Consider the following 21,731-nt stretch of genomic DNA (forward strand, 5'->3'; position numbering starts at 1 on the left):
CGGCCCGGTCCCTGCCGTGCATCAAGTCGCGCTCAAGACCATGGGGCAGCGCCGAGGGCGGGGCGTCCCCGGCGCCCGCGCGGGTCCGGCGCCTCGTGGCAAATATCTGTTAACCCAAGAAAATATGGCGATCCGAGCTCGCGGGGCAGGGGCCGGGAAGCGGGGCTCCCGGCTTTTCTGAGAAAATGCACATTTCCCTCGCCGAAACCGCTTGACGGCATCCGGACCTCCGCCTAGAAGGGCCTCCACGTTCGGGGAGGCACTCCTCGGAGGGCAGTGAGCGGTTGTAGCTCAGATGGTTAGAGTACCGGCCTGTCACGCCGGGGGTCGCGGGTTCGAGCCCCGTCAACCGCGCCACCACTGCCCCCCTAAGATGCCGCCCCGCGGAAAGCGCGGTTGTAGCTCAGTTGGTTAGAGTACCGGCCTGTCACGCCGGGGGTCGCGGGTTCGAGCCCCGTCAACCGCGCCACTTTCCCCACCCACGATGGACGAGAAAAATCACCCCCACCGGGGGCACCGGGCGTTCGCTTCTTATCTTCTCTACCTCGTCAAATACTCCGGGGTGAATTGGCGCGCCTGCGCGCCAAGAGGGGCAGCGCCCCTTTGGCACTCCCCCCACGCGCGCACCGCTTGAGAAACGCCGTCACGCAGGTTAAACCGCGCCGGATCGCGCCCTCATTCCCGAACGGACCAGACACATGAAATTTCTCGATCTTGCCAAGGTCTATCTCCGCTCCGGCAGCGGCGGGAACGGCTGCATCTCGTTCCGGCGCGAGAAGTACATCGAATTCGGTGGCCCCGATGGCGGCGATGGCGGCGGCGGCGGCGATGTCTGGGCGGAAACCGTGGACGGGCTCAACACGCTGATCGACTTCCGCTACCAGCAACATTTCTTTGCCGACAATGGCCGTCCCGGCATGGGCCGGCAACGGACCGGCAAGGATGGCGATGACATCGTGCTGCGGGTCCCCGTGGGCACCGAGATCCTCGACGAGGACGAAGAGACGGTGATTGCCGACATGACCGAGCTTGGCCAGCGCGTGCTGCTGTGCAAGGGCGGCAATGGCGGCTGGGGCAACCTGCACTTCAAGACCTCCACCAACCAGGCCCCGCGCCGCGCCAACCCGGGCCAGCCCGGTGTCGAGCGCACGGTCTGGCTGCGCCTGAAGCTGATTGCAGATGTCGGTCTTCTCGGCCTGCCCAATGCCGGCAAGTCGACCTTCCTCGCCGCGACCTCGAACGCGCGGCCGAAGATCGCCGATTATCCGTTTACCACGCTGCACCCGAATCTCGGCGTGGTCGGCGTCGACGGCAAGGAATTCGTCGTGGCCGACATCCCCGGTCTGATCGAGGGCGCCCACGAGGGCCGCGGTCTCGGCGACCTCTTCCTCGGCCATGTCGAGCGCTGCGCGGTGCTGTTGCACCTGGTCGATGGCAGCTCGGGCACGCTGCTCGAGGATTACGACACCATCATCAACGAGATCGAGCAATATGGCGCCGGCCTCGATGACAAGCCGCGCGTCACCGTGCTCAACAAGATCGACACCATGGATGACGAGGAGCGCGCCTTCCTGCGCGAGGAACTCGAGGCCCGCTCGGGTGGCAAGGTGCTGCTGATGTCCGGCGCCTCGGGCGAGGGCACCACCGAGGTGCTGCGGGCCCTGCGCGCCTTCATCGACGAGAAGCGCCTCCGCGAGGCCCCCGAGGATGACAGCGAATGGCGGCCCTGAGCGGGGCGCGCCGGCTGGTCGTCAAGATCGGCTCGGCGCTGCTGGTCGACAAGCAGACCGGTGCCTTCCGCGGTGACTGGCTGCACTCCATCGCCGAGGACATTGCCCGGATCAAGGCCCGCGGCACCGACGTGATCCTGGTGTCGTCGGGCTCCATCGCGCTGGGGCGCGGCATCCTCAAGCTGCCCCCGGTGGCGCTGCCGCTCGAACAGAGCCAGGCCGCCGCCGCGGTCGGCCAGATCCGGCTGGCGCGCGAATGGGAAGACGCGCTGGCGCCGCACGGGGTGGTCACTGGCCAGGTCCTTGTGACCCTCGAGGACAGCGCCGATCGCCGTCGCTACCTCAACCAGCGCGCCACCATGGAGACGCTGCTGGGCTTCGGCGTGGTGCCGATCGTCAACGAGAACGACACCATCGCCACCGACGAGATTCGCTATGGCGACAACGACCGCCTCGCGGCGCAGGTCGCCGTCACCGTGGGGGCCGACCAGCTGATCCTGCTGTCGGATGTCGATGGCTTCTACTCCGCCAACCCGGCGCAGGACCCGACCGCGCATCGCTACGAAGTGATCGACGAGATCACCCCCGAGATCGAGGCGATGGCCGGCGATGCCGGTTCAGGGCTGTCGAAGGGCGGTATGAAGACCAAGCTTCTGGCGGCCAAGACCGCCACCGCGGCGGGCTGCGCCATGGCGATCACCGAGGGCTCGGTGCTGCACCCGCTCTCGGCGCTCGAGGCCGGCGCCAACGCCACTTGGTTCACCTCGCGGCTCGATCCGCACGCGGCGCGCAAGCGCTGGATCGCGTCGATGAAGCCCTGCGGTGCGGTGATCGTCGACGATGGCGCTGCAAAGGCGCTCGGCGAGGGCCGCTCGCTGCTGCCGGTGGGGGTGACCTCGGCGGTGGGCGAGTTCGGCCGCGGCGATCCGGTGGCACTTCTTGATGCCCGCGGTGTCACGCTGGGGCACGGGCTCACCCGCTACACCTCCGACGAGGCCCGGCTGATCACCGGCCGCCACTCTTGGGAGATGGAGGAGGCGCTTGGCTATCCCGGCCGCGCCGTGCTGATTCACCGCGACGACATGGCGCTCTGACCCACGGCCCGCCTCGCCACGCCACGCGGATCGCCCTCCGAAACCCCGATGCGAGACGCGTGCCGCCCGCGTGCGTGGCCGTTCTTCTCTGGTTCGAAAATACCTCGGGGGAGTCGCAGCCCTGCTGCGACGGGGGCAGCGCCCCCTCCTTGCGCCCGGGCTCAGACCGCGCGCCGCCGGGATCGTCGCGGCGATCTCTCCGGGGCCCCCAACTTCCCCTAGGCCCCGCCCGCGCGAGGCGCTATAGGGGAGCCCTCTGAAACCGGAACCCGAAGGGTGAACAGCGATGAACGACATGAGCGACATTCCTGCCGTCATGACCGAAATCGGCCGTCGTGCGAAAGCGGCCGCAGCCGAGCTCGCCTTCACCCCGCCAGCCCGCAAGACCGCGGCGCTCGAGGCCGCCGCCGACGCGGTCTGGGCCAACCGCGCGCAGATTATCGATGCCAATGCGCAGGATCTGCAATTCGGCCGCGACAAGGGGCTGACCGACGCGATGATGGACCGCCTGCTGCTCGACGAGGGCCGCATCAAGGGCATCGTCGACGGCCTGCGCGCCATTGCCGGGCAGGACGATCCCGTGGGCAAGGTCATCGCACAGTGGGAGCAGCCCAGCGGGCTGCAGATCGAGCGTGTGCGCACGCCGCTGGGCGTTGTGGGGGTGATCTACGAATCGCGCCCCAATGTGACCGCCGATGCCGGTGCGCTGTGCCTGAAATCGGGCAACGCGGTGATCCTGCGCGGTGGCTCCGAGAGCTTCCATTCCTCGCGCGCCATCCATGCCTGCCTCGTCGAGGGTCTGGTCAAGGCCGGCCTGCCGGAGGATGCGATCCAGCTCGTGCCGACCCGTGACCGGGGCGCGGTGACCGAGCTTTTGCAGATGACCGACTATGTCGACGTCATCGTGCCGCGCGGTGGCAAGGGGCTGGTTGGCCTCGTGCAGCGCGAGGCGCGGGTGCCGGTCTTTGCCCATCTCGAGGGCATCGTGCACATCTACATCGATGCCTCGGCGGACCCGGTGAAGGCGTTGGCGGTGGTGCTCAACGCCAAGACCCGGCGCACCGGCATCTGCGGCGCTGCCGAGTGTCTGCTGATCCACCGCGACGCGGTCGACACCATCGGGCAGGGGGTGATCCGCGCCCTGATCGAGGCCGGGGTCGAGGTGCGTGCCGATGCGGCGCTTCAGGCCATCGAGGGTACTTCGGCGGCCAGCGAAGAGGACTGGGGCCGCGAGTATCTCGACAGCATCATCGCCGCGAAGGTGGTCGAGGACGAGGATGCCGCCATCGCCCATATCCGCGATTTCGGCTCGCATCACACCGACTGCATCCTCGCCGAGGACCCGGCGGCAACCCAGCGCTTCATCGAGCGCGTCGACAGCGCGATCGTGATGGTCAACGCCTCGACCCAGTTCGCCGATGGCGGCGAGTTCGGCATGGGGGCCGAGATCGGCATTGCAACCGGCAAGATGCATGCCCGTGGCCCGGTGGGCGCCGAGCAGCTGACCTCGTTCAAATACGTGGTCCGTGCCGACGGCGCGCTGCGCTCCTGACCCTCAGGGCAGGCTGACGGGGCAGGGTGTCGGGTCAGGTCGTCGGGATGGTGGTCAGGAGATGGCCACCGACACCGCCGCCTCCCCGGTACTGACATCAAGCTTGCGCCCGCGCTCGGGCGCAAGCGCCCCGAGCAGCGCGAAATGCACCCGCGCCGGCGGCAAGTCGTCGGGCAGGGCACCGCCCGAGAGCATGGCCCAGGCAGCGGCCTCTATGTTGAGCCGCGGCCCGGTTCCTGTGACACGCCAGCCGCCGCCGTCTTCGGCGACGGCGACCTTTCCGCCAAGCGGCAGGGCACTCTCGCAGCACAGCGCTGCGAGCATGGCAAGCTGCATGTCCTGGCGCTCGGCATCGCCGGAGGGCAGCCAGTCGATGCTGAGCCGGCCTCCGGCGCAGTAGCCCGCAAGCAGCTTGCGCGCCTCGGCCCCGCCGATCTGCTGATCCGCCGAGGCTGCGCCGAACGCCATGCGAAAGAGGTTGATGCGGGCGGTGGCGGAGCTGCAGCTCTGCGATATCAGCGCCATTTCTTCGGGGCCGGGCTGGCCCGCCAGCGCGATCAGCTCGAGCCCGTTCGAGATCGCGCCGACCGGGCTCACCAGATCGTGACAGATGCGCGACCCTACCAGACCGGCGATCCGCGCGCTATCGTTGCTCATAAGAGGTTCCTCACAGCATGACAGGGTGGACATAGGCATCATGGACGAACTCAACGCATTACTCGAGCCCGGGATGCTGGTCTCTCACCCGGAGCAGCCCGACTGGGGTGTCGGACAGGTTCAGTCCAATATCGGTGGCCGCATCACGGTGAATTTCCGCGAAGAGGGCAAGGTGGTGATCGATGGCAGCCGCGTCACCCTGCTGCCGGTCTTCGGAGACTGAATAGGCCATTCTCTTTAGGACAGGTCGTCTTAACGAGAAGTTAAAGCCACCGCGCCGCACTTGGCGAGGCGAAACCGGTTTTCCTTTGTTGTGGCCCGGATTATGAACGGGCGGAGGATGGGAAGAGGGGCGCGGATGGCTCTGGACGACGCTGATTTCACCGTGCGGCTGGCCAGCGACGAGGCCGATCTTCGGGCCGCGCAACGCCTGCGCTACGAGGTTTTCGTGGCCGAGCTCGGCGGTGGCGGGACGATGGTCGATCACGACGCCCGGCTCGAGCGCGACCGTTTCGATCCGTTCTTCGATCACCTGATCCTGACCGATGCGCGTCGGGACGACGCGGTCGTGGGGGTCTACCGGCTGCTGCGCGACGATCAGGCCGCGGCGGCGGGGCAGTTCTATTCCGAGGACGAGTACAATCTGGCGCCGCTGCGCGCCTCGGGCCGGCGGCTGCTCGAGCTCGGACGCTCCTGCCTGCATCCCGACTACCGCGGCGGCACCGCGATGATGCACCTGTGGAACGCGCTGGCCGACTACGTGCGCGCGCATGGCATCGAGATCCTGTTCGGCACCGCCTCGTTCCACGGCACCGACGTGGCAGCGCTGGCGCAACCGCTGTCGCTGCTGCATCACCGGCATCTCGCGCCCGAGGCGCTGCGGGTGCGCTCGAAGCACTTCCAGCGCATGGACCTGCTGCCCGAAGATGCCATCGACCGCCGCCTCGCCATGCGCGACGTGCCGGCGCTGATCAAGGGCTACCTGAGGCTGGGCGGCGTGGTGGGCGAAGGGGCCTTCGTGGATCATGCGTTCAACACCACCGATATCTGCTTGGTGATGGACACCGCGCGGCTCAACGAGAAGGCGGCGGGGATTTACACGCGGGGCCGCGGATGAGCGGCCCGACCTGGCGCGGAGACGCACCGGAAGAGGTGCGGCTCTCCGCCGGAGACTGGGCGCGGGTGACGCTGCGCGGGCCCGCGCTGGTCCTGCTGATCGTGCTGGGCGTGCTGGTGAAGCTGCCACTGCGGCTGATCGAGCGCCCGCTCTGCGGCCAGCGCCGCCCCGTGACGCCGTGGATCACGCAAGGCGTCTCACGGCTGGCGCTCGTGATCCTCGGGATCGGGCTGGACGCGCGAGGGCCGCGGCTGCAGGGCGCCGGGGCGCTGGTGGCCAACCATGCGAGCTGGCTCGACATCTTCGCGCTGAACGCAAGGCGTAACGTTTATTTCGTCTCCAAGGCCGAGGTCTCGGGCTGGCCCGGGATCGGCTTCCTGGCGCGGCTGGCGGGGACGGTGTTCATCACCCGCGACCCGCGCGCTGCAGTTGAACAGAAGCGGGTCTTCGAAGAGCGACTGCTGCACGGTCACCGGCTGCTGTTCTTCCCGGAGGGCACCTCGACCGACGGACAGCGCGTGCTGCCGTTCAAGCCAACACTGTTCGCCGCCTTTTTCGGCGACCCCCTGCGCCACCAGATGGCGCTGCAGGCGGTGACGGTGATCTGGCACGCGCCGGCGGGCGCGGATCCGCGGTTCTATGGCTGGTGGGGCGATATGGGCTTCGGGCCGCATCTGCTTAAGGTGCTGGGCGCGCGGCGGCAGGGCCGGGTGGCGCTGGTCTATCACCCGCCGGTGCGGGTCGACGATCATCCCAATCGCAAGACACTGGCGGCCCATCTCGAGGCGCAGGTGCGCAGCGCCCATCCGATGGGGCATTGACCCGGGCCTTCGGTGTCATGCCAGAGGGATTGCGCCGCGGATTGCGTCCGCGTCGCCGGGGGGCGCGCCGCTGGCGCGGCGCGCGGCCTGTGGCTCGGGTGCGTTTCCCGACGAACGCGTGTGCGTGTGGCGCCCTCAGCCCATCGCGGCGATGAGGTCTTTCAGCGCGGCGGCGGGATCGTCTTGCGACCAGATCTCCTCGCCGATGCCGAAGAAATCGGTCAGCGGGGTCAGCGTGGCGACCAGCTCGGGGGTGAGCCCGCCCTCGGCCACCACCGGCAGTTCGATCATCTGCGACCACCATTCGAAGAGCTCGGGCTCGGCCAGCGTGCCGTCGCCGAGGGAGGCGCCGCCCACCGGGCCGAACGAGACGTAATCAGCGCCGGTCTCCCCGGCGGTCATCCCGTCATGGCGCGAGGCCGCACAGAAGGCGCCGACGATGGCGTCGGGGCCGAGCTCCTTGCGGGCATGGCGCACCGAGCGCGCGCCGTCGGTCAGGTGCACCCCGTCGAGCCCCAGCCGTTGCGCCAGCACCACGTGGGTGTCGATCACCAGCGCCACGTCATGGGCATGCGCCACCTCGCGCACGGCATCGGCGGCGCGCATGATGCGGTCCTCGTCGCGGGTCGCCAGCGCCAGGCGGATGCAGGCGATCGGCGCCGCCTGCAGCACCGCGTCGAGCTGCGCCGGGAAGGCGGAGAGATCGAACTCCGGCGGGGTGATCAGGTAGAGCTGGGGCAGATCGGTGTCGGTCTCGGCCATGGGGGTATTCTCCGGAAAGCTCCGGCGTCCATACACCGAGTGACGGAGCGGTGCCAAGGGGCTGCCTTGTGGTGGCGGTTCGGTGGGGAGCGGCGTGGCGCTGATGGCAGCGTGGGATGCCTCCGGCGGGAGTATTTTTGACGAAGAGAAGAGGGGGGCGATGTGATGGTGGCGGTTCGGTGGGAGCCCGGCGGGGTGTTGGTGGCGGCGTTGGATGCCTCCGGCGCGAGTATTTTTGACGAAGAGAAGATGGGCGCGACGTGGCGGTGGCGGTTCGGTGGGGGCCCGGCATGGTGCCGGTGGCGACGTGGCGGGAGCATGTGCGGCGGGCGTGTCGGGACGGTGGGGGTGGGACGTTTCTTGAGGTTGCGGACAGGGACGAGGGGACGGCGTTGGCGATGCCGGCTTGCCCTTGTTTTGCGGGGCGCTTAGGGATGCGCGCGAGACAAAGGAGAGGCCATGCCGAGCGATGTGAAACAGCCCGCCTTCGTGCTGGTGCGCCCGCAGATGGGCGAGAATATCGGTGCCGCCGCGCGCGCCATGTGGAATTTCGGGCTCGATCGCATGCGGCTGGTAAGCCCGCGCGACGGCTGGCCCAACCCGTCGTCGGTGGCCATGGCCTCGGGGGCGGGACGGCTGCTCGACGACGCGGTGCTCAGCGAGGACGTGGCCGGCGCGGTGGGCGATTGCGACCTGGTCTTCGCGACCACCGCCCGCCAGCGCGGCATGACCAAGCCGGTCTACTCGCCGGAAGAGGCAATGCGGGCCGCGGCCGAGCGCATCGCCCAGGGCGGCCGCGTCGCGGTGATGTTCGGCCCCGAGCGCGCCGGCCTCGAGAACGCCGACGTGGCGCAGGCCAATGCCATCATCTCGGTGCCGGTGAACCCCGAGTTCCCGTCGCTCAACCTCGCGCAATGCGTGCTGCTCTGCGGCTACGAGTGGCGCCGGGCCAGCGCCGGGATCGAGGCGCGGCGCGACGAGATGGCCGGTGCGGCCTGGGCCAGCGGCATCGAGGTCGAGAAGCTCGCCGAGCATTACGAGCAGCGGCTCGAGGAGGCGGGCTTCTTCTTCCCCGACCACAAGGCGCCGGCGATGAAGCTCACGCTGCGCAATCTCTGGTCGCGCATGCCGCTGACCAGCGAGGACGTGCGCACCCTGCACGGTATCCTGCGCCAGATGGTGCGCTGGAAGGAACGCGGCTGAGGCCGCCTGCCGGAGCGTTGCGTCACAATGGCGCGCGCAGGTTGAAGCAAGACTGGGGCGGCCCTATCGTCCGCTCCACATCAAGGAGAGGTGAGGCATGGCCGGACAGCGAAAGCTCTTCGAGGAGGTCGGCGCGGAGACGCCGAAGGCGCAGCCCGCGGGCGGCATGATCGACAAGGGGCGCGGCGGCGCGCGCGGCGCCATCCGCGTCTGGCTGATGCTGCTCTTTGCGCTGGTCATGGCGATGATCGTGGTTGGCGGCATGACCCGGCTCACCGACAGCGGGTTGTCTATCACCGAATGGAAGCCGGTCACCGGCGCCATGCCGCCGCTCGACGCCGCCCACTGGCAGGAAGAGTTCGAGCTCTACCAGCAGAGCCCGCAGTACCGCATCATGAACAACCAGATGACGCTCGAGGAGTTCAAGAGCATCTACTGGTGGGAGTGGGGCCACCGCCAGTTGGGCCGGGTGATCGGGCTGGTCTGGGCGCTGGGATTCCTCGGCTTCCTCGTGACCAGGAAGATCCCCACCGGCTGGACCGGGCGGCTGCTTCTGCTGGGCGCGCTCGGCGGGCTGCAGGGCGCGATCGGCTGGTGGATGGTGGCCTCTGGCCTCGTGGGCGAGATGGTCTCGGTCGCCTCCTACCGGTTGGCAATCCACCTGGGCCTCGCCTTCGTCATCCTCGGCTTCATCGCCTGGTACACCTTCGCGCTGAAGCGGCCCGAGCGTGAGCTGATGCAGGCGCGGCGCGGCCGCGAGGCCAAGCTCTTTTCCATGGGCACGGGCCTGATGCACTTCGCCTTCCTGCAGATTCTGCTGGGCGCGCTGGTGGCTGGGATCGACGCCGGGCGCAGCTACACCGACTGGCCGCTGATGGCGGGCGGGTTCTTCCCGCCGCAGCCCTTCGACATCGAGCCCGTCTGGCGCAACTTCTTCGAGGATCCCGGACTGGTTCAGTTCATGCACCGCATGGCGGGATACCTGCTCTTCGTCTTCGGAATCTTGACCTGGCTCAGGGCGCGCAAATCCGCCAACCCCGACACCCGCTTCCGCTTCAACGCGGTGATGGCGATGATGCTGGTGCAGGTGGTGCTGGGTATCGTCACGGTGCTCTACGTGGCGCAGATGCACATCGCGATCACCCACCAGATCGGCGCCGTGGTGCTCTGGGTGCTGATCATCCGTGCCCGCTTCGGAGCACAATATCCCAAGGCTCAATCCATCCGGGGGACCGCCGCATGACCGCCTTCGAGACTCTGATGAACTTTCAGCGCGAGACCGGCGCGCTGGCGCAGGTCGCCGGCCGACTCGGCTGGGATCAGGAGACCATCATGCCGCGCGGCGCCGGAGAGCAGCGCTCGGACGAGATCGCCGCGATGGAGTCGGTTCTGCATGCCCGCCGCACCGATCCCCGTGTCGGGGAGTGGCTCGACGCCATCGACGCCGGAGCGCTGGACGACGAGGGCAGGGCGCAGCTGCGCCACATCCGCCGCTCCTACGAGCGCAGCTTGCGGGTGCCGGCCAAGCTGGCCTCCGATCTCGCGAGGCTGACCAGCCGGGCGCACCGGGTCTGGGCGGAGGCCCGGGCCGACGACAATTTCGCCGCCTTCGCGCCGGTGCTGCGCGATGTGGTGAGCCTCAAGCGTGAGGAAGGCGCGGCGCTGGCGGCGGGGGGCGATGTCTATGACGCGATGCTCGAGGATTACGAGCCCGGTGCCACCGCTGCTCAGCTGGCTGAGATGTTCGGCGCCCTGCGCCCGCGCCTCGTGGCGCTGCGGCAGGCGGTGCTCGAGAAGCCGCAGCCCCGGGCTCTGCGCGGCCCGTTCGACGAGCAGGCGCAGATGACGCTGGCGCAGACCGTGGCCAAGACCTTTGGCTACGAGATGTCGCGCGGGCGGCTCGACAAGTCGGTGCACCCGTTCAGCTCGGGCTCTGGCGACGACGTGCGCATCACCACGCGCACCAATGCGCTCGACCCGTTCAACTGCCTCTACTCGACGATCCACGAGGTCGGTCACGCCTGCTACGAGCAGAACGTGCGGCGGGCCTACCGCTTCACGCCGCTCGGGGCGGGCGTGTCGATGGGCGTGCACGAGAGCCAGAGCCGGATCTACGAGAACCAGCTCGGCCGCTCGCGGGCTTTCACCGGCTGGCTCTTCGAGCGCATGACCGAGGCCTACGGCGATCTCGGGCTCGACGGACCGGAGGCGTTCTACGCGGCGGTGAACCGGGTGCAGAACGGCTATATCCGCACCGAGGCCGACGAGGTGCAGTACAACCTCCACGTCCTGCTGCGCTTCGATCTGGAGCGCGCGCTGATCGCCGGCGATCTCGAGGTCGACGATCTCGAGGCGGCGTGGAACGAGCGCTTCCTCGCGGATTTCGGCTACGAGGTCGACAAGCCTTCGGACGGCGTGCTGCAGGATGTGCACTGGTCTGCGGGGCTATTCGGTTACTTCCCGACCTATTCGCTCGGCAATGTCTATGCTGGCTGTCTGCACGCGTCGCTGCGGCAGGCTGTGCCGGATCTGGACACACAGCTCTCACAGGGCGATCTGCGCGCGGCGACCTGCTGGCTGGCCGAGAACGTGCAGCAATATGGCGGGCTCTACGAGCCGCGCGAGGTCATCACCCGCGCCTGCGGCGGAGCACCGTCGGAGACCGCGCTGCTGGATTACCTCGAAGCGAAGTTCGGGGCGATCTACGGGCTCTGACAGAGGCCTATGCGCGGCGCGCGAATGAGACGCGCCGCGGGTGGCACATCATGTGCCGTGGCGGATGGTCAGGACGCGCTTGCGTCCGCTTCGGTGCCGTCGATGTCTTCGAAGCAGCGAATGATCCAGTCGACCGCGCGGCGCATCCCGGGATCGTTGCGGCGGCTCTCGTGGTAGAACAGCCAGCAATTCTCGGTGCGCACCGGCGAGTCGGGAAACAGCGGCACAAGATCGGGGTCGCGCTGCGCGATCAGGTCGGGAAGCGGTCCGGGCAACTCGGTCACCTTCATCAGACGGTGCAGCGCCATCAGGCTGTCGACCCGCAGCTTCGGCTCACGGCCGAACTGGTTCTGCCCGTATTGCATCAGCGGATTGTCGTCATGGGCCTCTCCGAGCCCAGCCCAATCCTCGCCCGCGGGCGCGTCCGCGAAACGATAGAAACGGAAATTCATCTCGCCGACCTTGCGGGCAATGATCCGGCCCTGGTCGGGACGGTTGTATTGCAGCACGAGGTCGTGGTCGCCGAGCCCCTCGCGGAAGATCCGGTCGGAGAAGTTCAGCCGCACGCCATCAAGCATTTCGGCGTGCTTCGTCAGGCCGGGGAACAGCACCAACGAGGACAGCGCGGGCAGGCTGCCGACATTGATCGTCACCGGCTCGGAGTCGGTGTTGGTGGCTTGCGTGTTCAGTGCTGCCTGCAACTCGCCGTCGAAGCTCTGTGCCAAGGTGATCAGCGAGGCCACGGCCTCGGACGGGCGCCAACCGTCAGATGTCTTGACGAAGGCTGGCATCCCGAGGGTTTCGGAGAGTCGTTCGATCCGGCGCGACACCGTCGCGGTGTTGGTGCCGAGGCTCTTGGCTGCCGCGGTCATCGTGCCGGTCTTCGATAGCGCTACCAGAAAGCGCAGATCGTCCCAGTTGTTCATTGTCGTCTGCTCGGAACCCTACAGAAACAGGTGGATCATTAACCGCAAGGATCTGCGGGCGGAGACAGACAGGGGCATCGGCTCGGCGCTGTCGGAATCGATACCAGACTATCTACTAAACACGTCTTTAAGATGCGTAATTTGTTTTTGCAATAGTGCCATTACATATCTGCAAGAGCACTAAGGTCTTGATTGCGGGCAAGAGTTTATCAAAGTGAAACGCCCGCCGCTCCTGATGGAGCGACGGGCGTGGCTTTATCGCAATCATAATTCCCGTTAGCCGGGAGATCTTTCTGATCGCTCCTCCTGAGCGGTCAGCCGAACACGGCGCCAAAGCTGCTGCGGAAGATCTCGGAGAGCTCCGACAGCGGCGCATCGCTGCCGCCGAGCTTGACGCTGTCGCCGTGGAAGCGGCCGACGGTCTCGATGGTGACACCGGCCTGGCCGGCGGCAATCATCAGCGCTTCGGCGGCATCGAAGCTGCAGGCGATCAGGTAGCGGCCCTGGTCCTCGCCGAACAGCGCGGCGGTATCGGCGCTGTCGAGCTGGACGCCGACGCCCGAGGCCTCGGCCATCTCGAAGGCGGCCAGCGCAAGCCCGCCGTCGCTGAGATCGGTGCAGCACTTGATCCACTCGCGGTTGGCGCGGATGAACTCGCCGTTGCGCTTCTCCTCGGCCAGATCGACCGCCGGCGCGTCGCCGTCCTCACGGTTGAAGACCTCTGCCAGCAGGGCGGACTGGCCGAGATGGCTGCCGGTCTGGCCAACCATGAGCAGCACGTGGCCGTCGCGGGCATAGCCCAGGATCGGCTCCTCGTCAGCTGCGATCAGGCCAACTGCGCCGATGGTCGGGGTCGGCAGGATGCCCTGTCCGTCGGTCTCGTTGTAGAGCGAAACGTTGCCCGACACGATCGGCATGTCGAGCGCCGTGCAGGCCGCGCCGATGCCGCGCAGGGCCTCGACGAACTGGCCCATGATCTCGGGCTTCTCGGGGTTGCCGAAGTTGAGGTTGTCGGTGGTCGCCAGCGGCAGAGCGCCGACGGCGGTCAGGTTGCGATAGGCCTCGGCCACCGCCTGCTTGCCGCCCTCGACCGGGTTGGCCTTGACGTAGCGCGGGGTCACGTCCGAGGTGAAGGCGAGCTTCTTGTCGGTGCCATGCACGCGGATCACGCCCGAGCCGAAGCCGGGGATGCGCATGGTGTCGGCCATGACCTGGCTGTCATACTGCTCGTAGACCCATTCGCGCGAGCAGTAGTTGGGCGAGGCGATCAGTGCCTTCAGCCCGTCGATCGGATCGATCTGCGGCACGTCGGCGAGCTCGGCTGCCGGCTCGGAGGGCTCCCACGGGCGGTCGTATTCGGGGGCGGAGGAGGACAGCCGCGACAGCGGCATGTCGGCTTTCACCTCGCCGTTGTGGACGATGAGGAAGCGGTCTTCCTCGATGGTCTCGCCGACGATGGCGAAGTCCAGATCCCACTTGTCGAACACCGCCTTGGCCTCGGCCTCCTTGGAAGGGTCGAGCACCATGAGCATGCGCTCCTGGCTTTCCGAGAGCATCATCTCGTAGGCGGTCATGTTCTTCTCGCGCTGCGGCACCTTCTCGAGGTCGAGCCGCACGCCGAGACCGCCCTTGTCGCCCATCTCCACGGCCGAGCAGGTCAGGCCCGCCGCGCCCATGTCCTGGATCGAGATCACCGCGCCGGTCTGCATCAGCTCGAGCGTGGCCTCCATCAGGCGCTTTTCGGTGAACGGGTCGCCGACCTGAACGGTGGGGCGCTTTTCCTCGATCGTCTCGTCGAACTCGGCCGAGGCCATGGTCGCGCCGCCGACGCCGTCGCGGCCGGTCTTGGCGCCGAGATAGACCACCGGCATGCCGATGCCCGAGGCGGCGGAGTAGAAGATCTTGTCGGCATCGGCGAGGCCCGCCGCGAAGGCGTTGACCAGGCAGTTGCCATTATATGCCGAGTGGAAGCGGACTTCGCCGCCGGCGGTCGGCACGCCGAAGCAGTTGCCGTAGCCGCCCACGCCTTCGACCACGCCATGCACGAGGCGGCGGGTCTTGGGGTGGTCCTTCTCGCCGAAGCTCAACGAGTTCATCGCGGCGATCGGGCGGGCACCCATGGTGAACACGTCGCGCAGGATGCCTCCGACACCGGTGGCCGCGCCCTGATAGGGCTCGATATAAGAGGGGTGGTTGTGGCTCTCCATCTTGAAGACCACCGCCTGACCGTCGCCGATATCGACCACGCCGGCATTCTCGCCGGGGCCGCAGATCACCTGCGGGCCGGAGGTGGGAAGGGTCTTCAGGTGGATCTTCGACGACTTGTAGGAGCAGTGCTCGTTCCACATCGCCGAGAAGATGCCGAGCTCTGTAAAGGTCGGCTCGCGATTGAGGATCTGAAGGATGCGTGCGTACTCATCCGGCTTGATGCCGTGCGCCTCGATCAGCTCTTCGGTGATGGCCGGTTCCTGCATGCTCATACCCCTCTGGCAATCCTGCGCGCTCTTTAAGGCAAGGGTGACGCAGTGGGAAGGGGGCTGAGGGCCGCTCAGGGCCGGGTTGCGGAGAAAAGGTTGATGCGGGCGGGGATATGGCAGCCGTCAGCGTCGTCATAGGCGGCGAAGACGGTGCGCATGTGCTCGAGAAGCGCTGCGCGGTCGGCCTCGCTGCCGTTCTTGGCGCGAAGCTGGGCCGAGATCGGGCCGATATACTGTGTCAGCTCCGCCGCCTCGGCGCTGCCGCCGGGCATCTCGAGCGTGGTGTCGACCACCCGCGCCTGCGGGGTGTCGAAGCCGGCCTGCGAGAGCAGCGCAAGGACCCGCGCGGCGTTGGCAAAGGCGGTGGGGCCGGGGGCGTGGGGATCACCGGGCTCGGAGGGGCCGAGTCGCTCTGCCGCGGCCCGCTTGGCGAGGTCGAACCACGGGTTGTGATCGGCGGCCGCCCAGGCGGCGAAGACCAGCCGCCCGCCGGGGCGCAGGTGGCGCTGGATGTTGGCGAAACCGGCCACCGGGTCGGCGAAGAACATCAGCCCCATCCGCGACAGGCAGAGATCGAAGGGGGCGCCCTCATGTGCCCAGGTCTGGGCGTCGGCCACGAGGAAGTCCGGCGCGCAGGTCAGCCCTTCGGCGCGGTCACGCCCGACCTCGATCAACGGGGCCGAGATATCCAGCCCCAGCACGTGGCCCTCGGTCCCGACCCGCTGTCCGGCGGCGATGGCCACGGCCCCCGCGCCGCAGCCGATGTCGATCACCCGCTCGCCGGGGCGCGGAGCGGCGGCGTCGAGCAGGATGTCGGTGAGCCGCGCGTGCAGGGTGTCGAGCTCGTGGTGCAGCCGCACCCAGTGCTGGCCGGGGCCGGTGCTCCAGAAGGCCTGCTGCCCTGCGTTCGGCCCGTCTGTCATGCTGTCGGTCATGTTTGCGCTCCCTTGCTGCGAGCCTACCCAGGAATCCGGATGGGCGCGGCCAAAAAAAAGGCCGAGCACAAAGCTCGGCCGAAGTCCAACAGGGAGGTATGAAGATGATGCGCGCTAGGGCGCTTCAAGCTTCATCTGCCGAATATGTTATCAGTTCTGAGTCGATCAAGGGAGAAGACGCCGCAGGCGCAGCATTGCCGCCATGAATGTGGCGCATAGCTCACACTTTTAGGGCGAGTTTAGTCGGCTCCCATAGCCCGAAGCTGACGGCGGTGGGCAAAGATTTCTTCCTGCACGAAGTCGCGGAAGGCCGCTACACGCTTGGAATGGCGCAACTCTTCCGGGTATGCGAGGAACACCGGCACCTCGTTGCTCTCGATTTCCGGGAGCACGCGGACCACCGAGGGGAAATCTTCGATGATGTAGTCGGGCAGAACCCCGATGCCGAGATTTGCGACCACGGCCTGCAACACGCCGAAATAGTTGTTGACCGTAAGCGCTGTCTGGATGTCGTAGGTCAGCAGCTCCTGCACCAGAAGCTTGCCCGCGGCGACCTGCGAGGAGGCGGGATTCTGGCAGATCAGGCGGTGCTGCGACAGCTCGTCGAGCGAGCCGGGCACGCCACGATCGGCGAGATACTCGGGCGAGGCATACATGCGCATCCGGATCGACATCAGCCGCTTGCGGATCAGATCGGCCTGGCTCGGCTCTTTCATGCGGATGGCGACATCAGCTTCGCGCATCGGCAGGTCGAGCACGCGTTCCTCGAGCATGAGGTCGATCTTCAGATCGGGGAACTTCTCATAGAGCTTGGTCAGGCGGGGGGCGAGCCAGAGAACGCCGAAGCCATGGGTGGTGGTGACCTTCAGTTCACCGAACACCTCTTCCTCGCTGTCGCGGATGCGCGCGGTGGCGGCATCGATGCGCTTGACCATCGAGGCGGTGGCATCGAAGAGCAATTCGCCCTGTTCGGTGAGAATCAGCCCGCGGGCATGTCGGTGGAACAGGGTCGTATTCAGCGACTCCTCCAGAGAGCGGATCTGCCGCGACACCGCGGATTGAGACAGATGCAGCGCATCGCCCGCATGTGTCAGGCTGCCCGCATCCGCAACCGCGTGAAAGATTCTTAGCTTGTCCCAGTCCATTTCGGTACCCATGCCTGCTCGCGGCGCCTGTATACGACAGATATCATAAATAGGAACCTATCCTTTCAGGACAGCCTGAAAACACGAAAAAAATGATATCAAGGTCAGCGATTTTGACCTATTATGTGGGGGATATGCCACGGGATGAGCGTTGGGAGGCGCGCATGACGAAGCAAGAGATCTCACTCCAAGACCGATTTGACCTCGAGAAGAGCCCGGTGCTGCTCAACGGCACCCAGGCGCTCGTGCGTCTCATGCTGATCCAGAAGGCGCGCGACGTTGCCGCGGGCCTCGACACGGCTGGCTACGTCACCGGCTATCGCGGCTCGCCGCTCGGCGCGGTGGACCTGCAGATGCAGCGGGCCGGGAAATATCTCGCCGCCGCCGACGTCACCTTTCAGGAGGGGCTGAACGAGGATCTCGCCGCGACGGCGCTCTGGGGCAGCCAGCAGGCCGAGCTGCGCGGCGAGGGCAAATATGACGGCGTGTTCGGGCTCTGGTACGGCAAGGGGCCTGGGGTCGACCGCTCCGGTGACGTGATGCGCCATGCCAACATGGCCGGGACCTCGCCGCATGGCGGTGTCATCATGGCGATGGGCGACGACCACACGGGCGAGAGCTCGACCGTGCTGCACCAGTCGGAATGGGCGATGGTCGACGCCTACATGCCGGTGGTCTCGCCGGCAGGCGTGCAGGAGATCCTTGATTACGGCGTCTATGCCTATGCGCTGTCGCGCTTCGCCGGCGTCTGGGTGGGGCTCAAGACCATGAAGGACACGGTCGAGGCCACCGCGGTGGTCGATGGCCGCCCCGATCGCATGTCGCTGGTCACGCCCGAATTCGAGATGCCGCCGGGCGGGCTCAACATCCGGCTTGGCGACACGCCGCACGAGCAGGAAAAGCGCATCATCGATTACAAGCGCTTCGCGGCGGAGGCCTTCTCGCACGCCAACAAGATGGACAAGCGCATGTGGGGCAAGCCAGGCGCCAAGATCGGTTTCGTCGCGGCGGGCAAGAACTGGCTCGATCTGGTGCATGCGCTGTCGCTGCTGGGCATCGACGAGGCCGAGGCCGAGCGGCTGGGGATCACCACCTACAAGGTCGGCCAGACCTTCCCGCTCGACATGCTGGGCTTCCACGACTGGGCCGAGGGGCTCGACCTGATCGTCGTGGTCGAGGAGAAGCGCAAGCTGATCGAGGTGCAGGTCAAGGAGGCGATCTTTGACGACCGCCGCGGCCGCCGGGTCTATGGCTGGCACAAGGGCGGCGGCGCGGGCTCGATGCACGGGCCCGAGCTGTTCCCGACGCAGGGCGCGCTTGATCCGATCATGATCGCCGAACGCCTCGGCACCATCCTGATCGACGAGGGCCGGGACACCGAGCGCCTCAAGGCTGCGCTGCAAACCCTTGCGGATGCGCGGAAATCCGACAATGCCGAGGATATCGCGGCGCGGCTTCCCTATTACTGCGCCGGCTGCCCGCACAACACCTCGACCAAGGTGCCCGAGGGCAGCCGCGCCTATGCCGGTATCGGCTGTCACTACATGGTGCAGTGGATGGACCGCGAGACCACCGGCTTCACCCACATGGGCGGCGAAGGCGCCAACTGGATCGGCGAGGCGCCGTTCTCCAAGCGCCCGCACGTGTTCCAGAACCTCGGAGACGGCACCTACAACCACTCGGGCGTGCAGGCGATCCGCGCGGCCCTCGCGGCAAACACCAACATTACCTACAAGATCCTCTACAACGACGCCGTTGCGATGACCGGCGGGCAGGCCAACGAGGGCGGGCTCACCGCCGACCGCATCGCCCGCGAGCTCGTCGCGATGGGGGTGCAGCACATCGCCGTGGTCTATGACGAGAAGGAGGACGTGAATTTCGACCTCTTCCCGCATGGCATCGAGAAGCACGAGCGCGCCGAGATGGAGGCGGTGCAGAAACAGATGCGCGAGGTCGAGGGCGTCTCGGTCATCCTCTACATCCAGACCTGCGCCGCCGAGAAGCGCCGCCGCCGCAAGCGCGGCCTGTTCCCGGACCCGGACAAGCGCGTGTTCATCAACACCGATGTCTGCGAGGGCTGCGGCGATTGCGGCGTGCAGTCGAACTGCGTCGCCATCGTGCCGGAAGAGACCGAGCTTGGCCGCAAACGCGCCATCGACCAGTCGAGCTGCAACAAGGATTTCTCCTGCCTCAAGGGCTTCTGCCCGTCTTTCGTGACGCTCGAGGGCGCCAAGGTCCGCAAGGGCGCGACCACCGAGCTTGCGCTGCCCGACATGCCCGAGCCGGCGCTGCCGCGGATCGACGGCACCCACAACGTGGTGATCACAGGCGTTGGCGGCACCGGCGTGGTGACCATCGGCGCGGTGCTGGCGCAGGCGGCCCAGATCGCAGGCCTTGGCGCGGGGATGATGGAGATGGCGGGGCTGGCCCAGAAGGGCGGCGCGGTGCATATCCACCTCCGGCTTGCCAACCGGCCCGAGGATATCTCCGCGGTGCGCGTGGCAATCGGCGAGGCCCATGCTCTGATCGGCGGTGACCTCGTGGTCAGCGCCGGGGCCAAGACACTGGGGTTGACCGCCTCGGGTCGCACCGGCGCGGTGGTGAACAGCCACGAGATCGTCACCGGCGAGTTCACCCGCGACACGGAGTTTGCCTTGCCGAATGACCGGCTGAAGCTGGCCATCGAGGCGCGGATGCAGGACCGGGCCAAGCTCTTTGATGCCACCGAGCTTGCCAAGGCGACGCTGGGCGACTCGATCTTCTCCAACATGATGATTCTCGGGGCCGCGTGGCAGCAGGGGCTCGTGCCGCTGCCGCATGACGCCATCGCCGAGGCGCTGCGCCTCAACGGTGCCGCGGTGGAGAAAAACCTGCGCGCCTTCGAGATCGGACGCTGGGCGATGCTGCATCCAGAGGCGGCCGCAAAGCTCCTGAGCCCCACGGTGATCGAGAAGCCGAAGACGCTCGAGGAGAAGATCGCCTTCCGCGAGGCGCATCTGACGGCCTACCAGAACACGCGCCTGGCCAAGCGCTATCGCCGCATGGTCGACCGGGCGGACGATGAGCGCCTGCGCGAGGCCATCGCCAAGGGCTATCACAAGCTGCTCGCCTACAAGGATGAGTACGAGGTCGCGCGGCTGCATCTCGACACCGAGGCCAAGGCGCGGGCGCAGTTCGACGGCGATTTCAAGATGAGCTTCCACCTCGCGCCGCCGCTGCTGTCGAAGACCGGCTCCGATGGCCGCCCGGTGAAGAAGGCGTTCGGCGAGGGGATGCTGCGCAACTTCCGCCTGCTGGCCAAGCTCAAGGGCCTGCGCGGCACGCCGCTCGATCCGTTCGGGCGCACCGCCGAGCGCAAGATGGAGCGGGCCTTGATCGCGCAGTACGAGCGCGACATGGACGAGGTCCTGCCCAAGCACACCCCCGAGACCCATGACGCAATCGTGGCGCTGGCTGAGCTGCCGCTGAAGATCCGCGGCTTCGGCCCGGTCAAGGAGGCCAACGAGCGCGAGGCGGCCAAGCGCCGCGAGGAGTTGCTGGCGGTGATCCGCGACGGCGGAGGGGCGATGGCACGGGCGGCGGAGTGATCCGCCGCCGGCACCGTTCGGCCTAGGTCTACGGTCGCAATGGATTTTCGCGCCGAAGCGCCTTAAGAGCAGACAATACCGCGCAACGAGTCGCGGGCTTGGGCAGTGGCGGCAGGAGACAGGCCGATGGCGGTTGGCGTATTCGATTCCGGGCTTGGTGGGCTCACGGTGCTGGACGCGGTGAGCAAACGCTTGCCCGAGGTGCCCTTCGTCTACTTCGCCGACAGCGCCCACGCACCCTACGGCGTGCGCGATGCCGACGATATCTACAACCTGACCACCGCTGCGGTCGAACGTCTCTGGGAGGCGGGCTGCGACCTCGTCATCCTCGCCTGCAATACGGCCTCGGCCGCCGCGTTGCGGCGGATGCAGGAAAGCTGGATTCCGCGCGACAAGCGGGTGCTGGGCGTCTTCGTTCCCTTGATCGAGGCGATGACCGAGCGCCAGTGGGGCGACAACTCTCCTCCGCGCGAGGTCGCGGTGCAGCACGTGGCGCTGTTCGCCACGCCGGCCACCGTGCGCAGCCGCGCCTTCCAGCGCGAGCTGGCCTTCCGCGCCATCGGCGTCGATGTGGAGGCGCAGGCCTGCGGCGGGCTCGTCGATGCCATCGAGGAGGGCGACATGATCCTCGCCGAGGCGCTGGTGCGCAGCCATGTCGATGCGCTGAAGCGCAAGATGCCCTCGCCGCAGGCGGCGATCCTCGGCTGCACCCATTACCCGCTGATGCAGGAGACCTTCCAGGAGGCGCTGGGAGAGGATGTCGCGGTCTATTCGCAGGCCAACCTCGTGGCCGAGTCGCTGGCCGATTACCTGCAGCGCCATCCGGGGATGATCGGCACCGGTACCACGAGCCGGTTCCTGACCACCGGCGATCCGCGCAAGGTCTCGGGCCACGCGACGCGCTTCCTGCGCCGCGAGATCACCTTCGAGGCGGCCTGAATCGCACCGCAACACCGCGTCCGCTCGCCGCAATTTGATCTGCAACACTTACATGCGCGGCCTTGAATGCC

The 21,731-nt window shown here is 67.3% G+C and carries 17 protein-coding genes and 2 tRNA genes; 13 read left to right on the top strand and 6 right to left on the bottom strand.

What is annotated here, in order from left to right; all coding sequences use genetic code 11:
• Nucleotides 1-280 precede the first annotated feature (280 nt).
• The 5 genes from JF542_RS09065 (at nucleotide 281) to JF542_RS09085 (ending at nucleotide 4,376) form a co-directional block, all read left to right on the top strand.
• Nucleotides 281-357, top strand: a tRNA-Asp gene (locus JF542_RS09065).
• Nucleotides 358-392: 35 nt separating this feature from the next.
• A tRNA-Asp gene (locus JF542_RS09070) sits at nucleotides 393-469 on the top strand.
• Nucleotides 470-698: 229 nt separating this feature from the next.
• On the top strand, nucleotides 699-1,730 hold the full coding sequence (obgE, locus tag JF542_RS09075; protein ID WP_007799629.1) for a GTPase ObgE: 1,032 nt from the start codon (nucleotides 699-701) through the stop codon (nucleotides 1,728-1,730).
• The gene (gene proB / locus JF542_RS09080; RefSeq protein WP_207075597.1) at nucleotides 1,718-2,824 is read left to right on the top strand and encodes a glutamate 5-kinase; all 1,107 of its coding nucleotides are present in this window, start codon (nucleotides 1,718-1,720) and stop codon (nucleotides 2,822-2,824) included. The genes obgE and proB overlap by 13 nt, the downstream gene beginning before the upstream one ends.
• Before the next feature lie 286 nt (nucleotides 2,825-3,110).
• Nucleotides 3,111-4,376, top strand: a complete 1,266-nt coding sequence (locus JF542_RS09085; protein WP_207075598.1) for a glutamate-5-semialdehyde dehydrogenase — start codon at nucleotides 3,111-3,113, stop codon at nucleotides 4,374-4,376.
• Between the two features lie 54 nt (nucleotides 4,377-4,430).
• Here JF542_RS09085 and JF542_RS09090 read toward each other — a convergent pair whose 3' ends face one another.
• Nucleotides 4,431-5,033 (bottom strand): histidine phosphotransferase family protein, encoded by a 603-nt coding sequence (locus tag JF542_RS09090; protein WP_007799635.1) that lies wholly within the window; start codon nucleotides 5,031-5,033, stop codon nucleotides 4,431-4,433.
• Nucleotides 5,034-5,073: 40 nt separating this feature from the next.
• On the opposite strand from JF542_RS09090, the gene JF542_RS09095 reads away from it, so the two are divergent.
• From JF542_RS09095 to olsA, 3 genes are all read left to right on the top strand, one after another.
• Nucleotides 5,074-5,256 (top strand): DUF3553 domain-containing protein, encoded by a 183-nt coding sequence (locus JF542_RS09095; RefSeq protein WP_007799637.1) that lies wholly within the window; start codon nucleotides 5,074-5,076, stop codon nucleotides 5,254-5,256.
• 135 nt (nucleotides 5,257-5,391) lie between these two features.
• On the top strand, nucleotides 5,392-6,150 hold the full coding sequence (gene olsB / locus JF542_RS09100) for an L-ornithine N(alpha)-acyltransferase (protein ID WP_207075599.1): 759 nt from the start codon (nucleotides 5,392-5,394) through the stop codon (nucleotides 6,148-6,150).
• The gene (gene olsA, locus JF542_RS09105) at nucleotides 6,147-6,971 is read left to right on the top strand and encodes a lyso-ornithine lipid O-acyltransferase (protein WP_207075600.1); all 825 of its coding nucleotides are present in this window, start codon (nucleotides 6,147-6,149) and stop codon (nucleotides 6,969-6,971) included. The genes olsB and olsA overlap by 4 nt, the downstream gene beginning before the upstream one ends.
• Nucleotides 6,972-7,106: 135 nt before the next feature.
• Here olsA and JF542_RS09110 read toward each other — a convergent pair whose 3' ends face one another.
• Nucleotides 7,107-7,733, bottom strand: a complete 627-nt coding sequence (locus tag JF542_RS09110) for a thiamine phosphate synthase (protein WP_207075601.1) — start codon at nucleotides 7,731-7,733, stop codon at nucleotides 7,107-7,109.
• A gap of 459 nt (nucleotides 7,734-8,192) precedes the next feature.
• Here JF542_RS09110 and JF542_RS09115 point away from each other — a divergent pair, with 459 nt between their 5' ends.
• The 3 genes from JF542_RS09115 (at nucleotide 8,193) to JF542_RS09125 (ending at nucleotide 11,651) form a co-directional block, all read left to right on the top strand.
• Nucleotides 8,193-8,936, top strand: a complete 744-nt coding sequence (locus JF542_RS09115; RefSeq protein WP_207075602.1) for an RNA methyltransferase — start codon at nucleotides 8,193-8,195, stop codon at nucleotides 8,934-8,936.
• A 97-nt stretch (nucleotides 8,937-9,033) separates the two neighbouring features.
• On the top strand, nucleotides 9,034-10,179 hold the full coding sequence (gene ctaA, locus JF542_RS09120) for a heme A synthase (RefSeq protein ID WP_207075603.1): 1,146 nt from the start codon (nucleotides 9,034-9,036) through the stop codon (nucleotides 10,177-10,179).
• Entirely contained in the window at nucleotides 10,176-11,651 is a 1,476-nt protein-coding gene (locus JF542_RS09125; protein WP_207075604.1) for a carboxypeptidase M32, read from the top strand. The genes ctaA and JF542_RS09125 overlap by 4 nt, the downstream gene beginning before the upstream one ends.
• 68 nt (nucleotides 11,652-11,719) lie before the next feature.
• Here the strand turns inward: JF542_RS09125 and JF542_RS09130 are convergent, their stop codons facing one another.
• The 4 genes from JF542_RS09130 to JF542_RS09145 all read right to left on the bottom strand — a co-directional run bounded on the left by JF542_RS09130 (nucleotide 11,720) and on the right by JF542_RS09145 (nucleotide 17,134).
• On the bottom strand, nucleotides 11,720-12,577 hold the full coding sequence (locus JF542_RS09130) for a LysR family transcriptional regulator (RefSeq protein ID WP_207075605.1): 858 nt from the start codon (nucleotides 12,575-12,577) through the stop codon (nucleotides 11,720-11,722).
• Between the two features lie 314 nt (nucleotides 12,578-12,891).
• Nucleotides 12,892-15,051 carry a phosphoribosylformylglycinamidine synthase subunit PurL gene (purL, locus tag JF542_RS09135; RefSeq protein WP_207075606.1) on the bottom strand — a complete coding sequence of 720 codons (2,160 nt, stop codon included), beginning with the start codon at nucleotides 15,049-15,051 and terminating at the stop codon, nucleotides 12,892-12,894.
• A 74-nt stretch (nucleotides 15,052-15,125) separates the two neighbouring features.
• Nucleotides 15,126-15,989, bottom strand: coding sequence for a class I SAM-dependent methyltransferase (locus JF542_RS09140; RefSeq protein ID WP_207075607.1), 864 nt, complete (start codon nucleotides 15,987-15,989; stop codon nucleotides 15,126-15,128).
• 239 nt (nucleotides 15,990-16,228) lie between these two features.
• Nucleotides 16,229-17,134, bottom strand: coding sequence for a LysR family transcriptional regulator (locus tag JF542_RS09145; protein WP_007799655.1), 906 nt, complete (start codon nucleotides 17,132-17,134; stop codon nucleotides 16,229-16,231).
• A gap of 164 nt (nucleotides 17,135-17,298) precedes the next feature.
• Between JF542_RS09145 and JF542_RS09150 the strand changes: the two genes are divergently transcribed.
• Both JF542_RS09150 and murI read left to right on the top strand, forming a co-directional pair.
• On the top strand, nucleotides 17,299-20,721 hold the full coding sequence (locus JF542_RS09150) for an indolepyruvate ferredoxin oxidoreductase family protein (RefSeq protein WP_207075608.1): 3,423 nt from the start codon (nucleotides 17,299-17,301) through the stop codon (nucleotides 20,719-20,721).
• 126 nt (nucleotides 20,722-20,847) lie between these two features.
• Entirely contained in the window at nucleotides 20,848-21,660 is an 813-nt protein-coding gene (gene murI, locus JF542_RS09155) for a glutamate racemase (RefSeq protein WP_007799657.1), read from the top strand.
• Nucleotides 21,661-21,731 lie beyond the last annotated feature (71 nt).

The organism is Salipiger bermudensis (assembly GCF_017309175.1).
GTDB classification, from domain to species: Bacteria; Pseudomonadota; Alphaproteobacteria; order Rhodobacterales; family Rhodobacteraceae; genus Salipiger; species Salipiger bermudensis.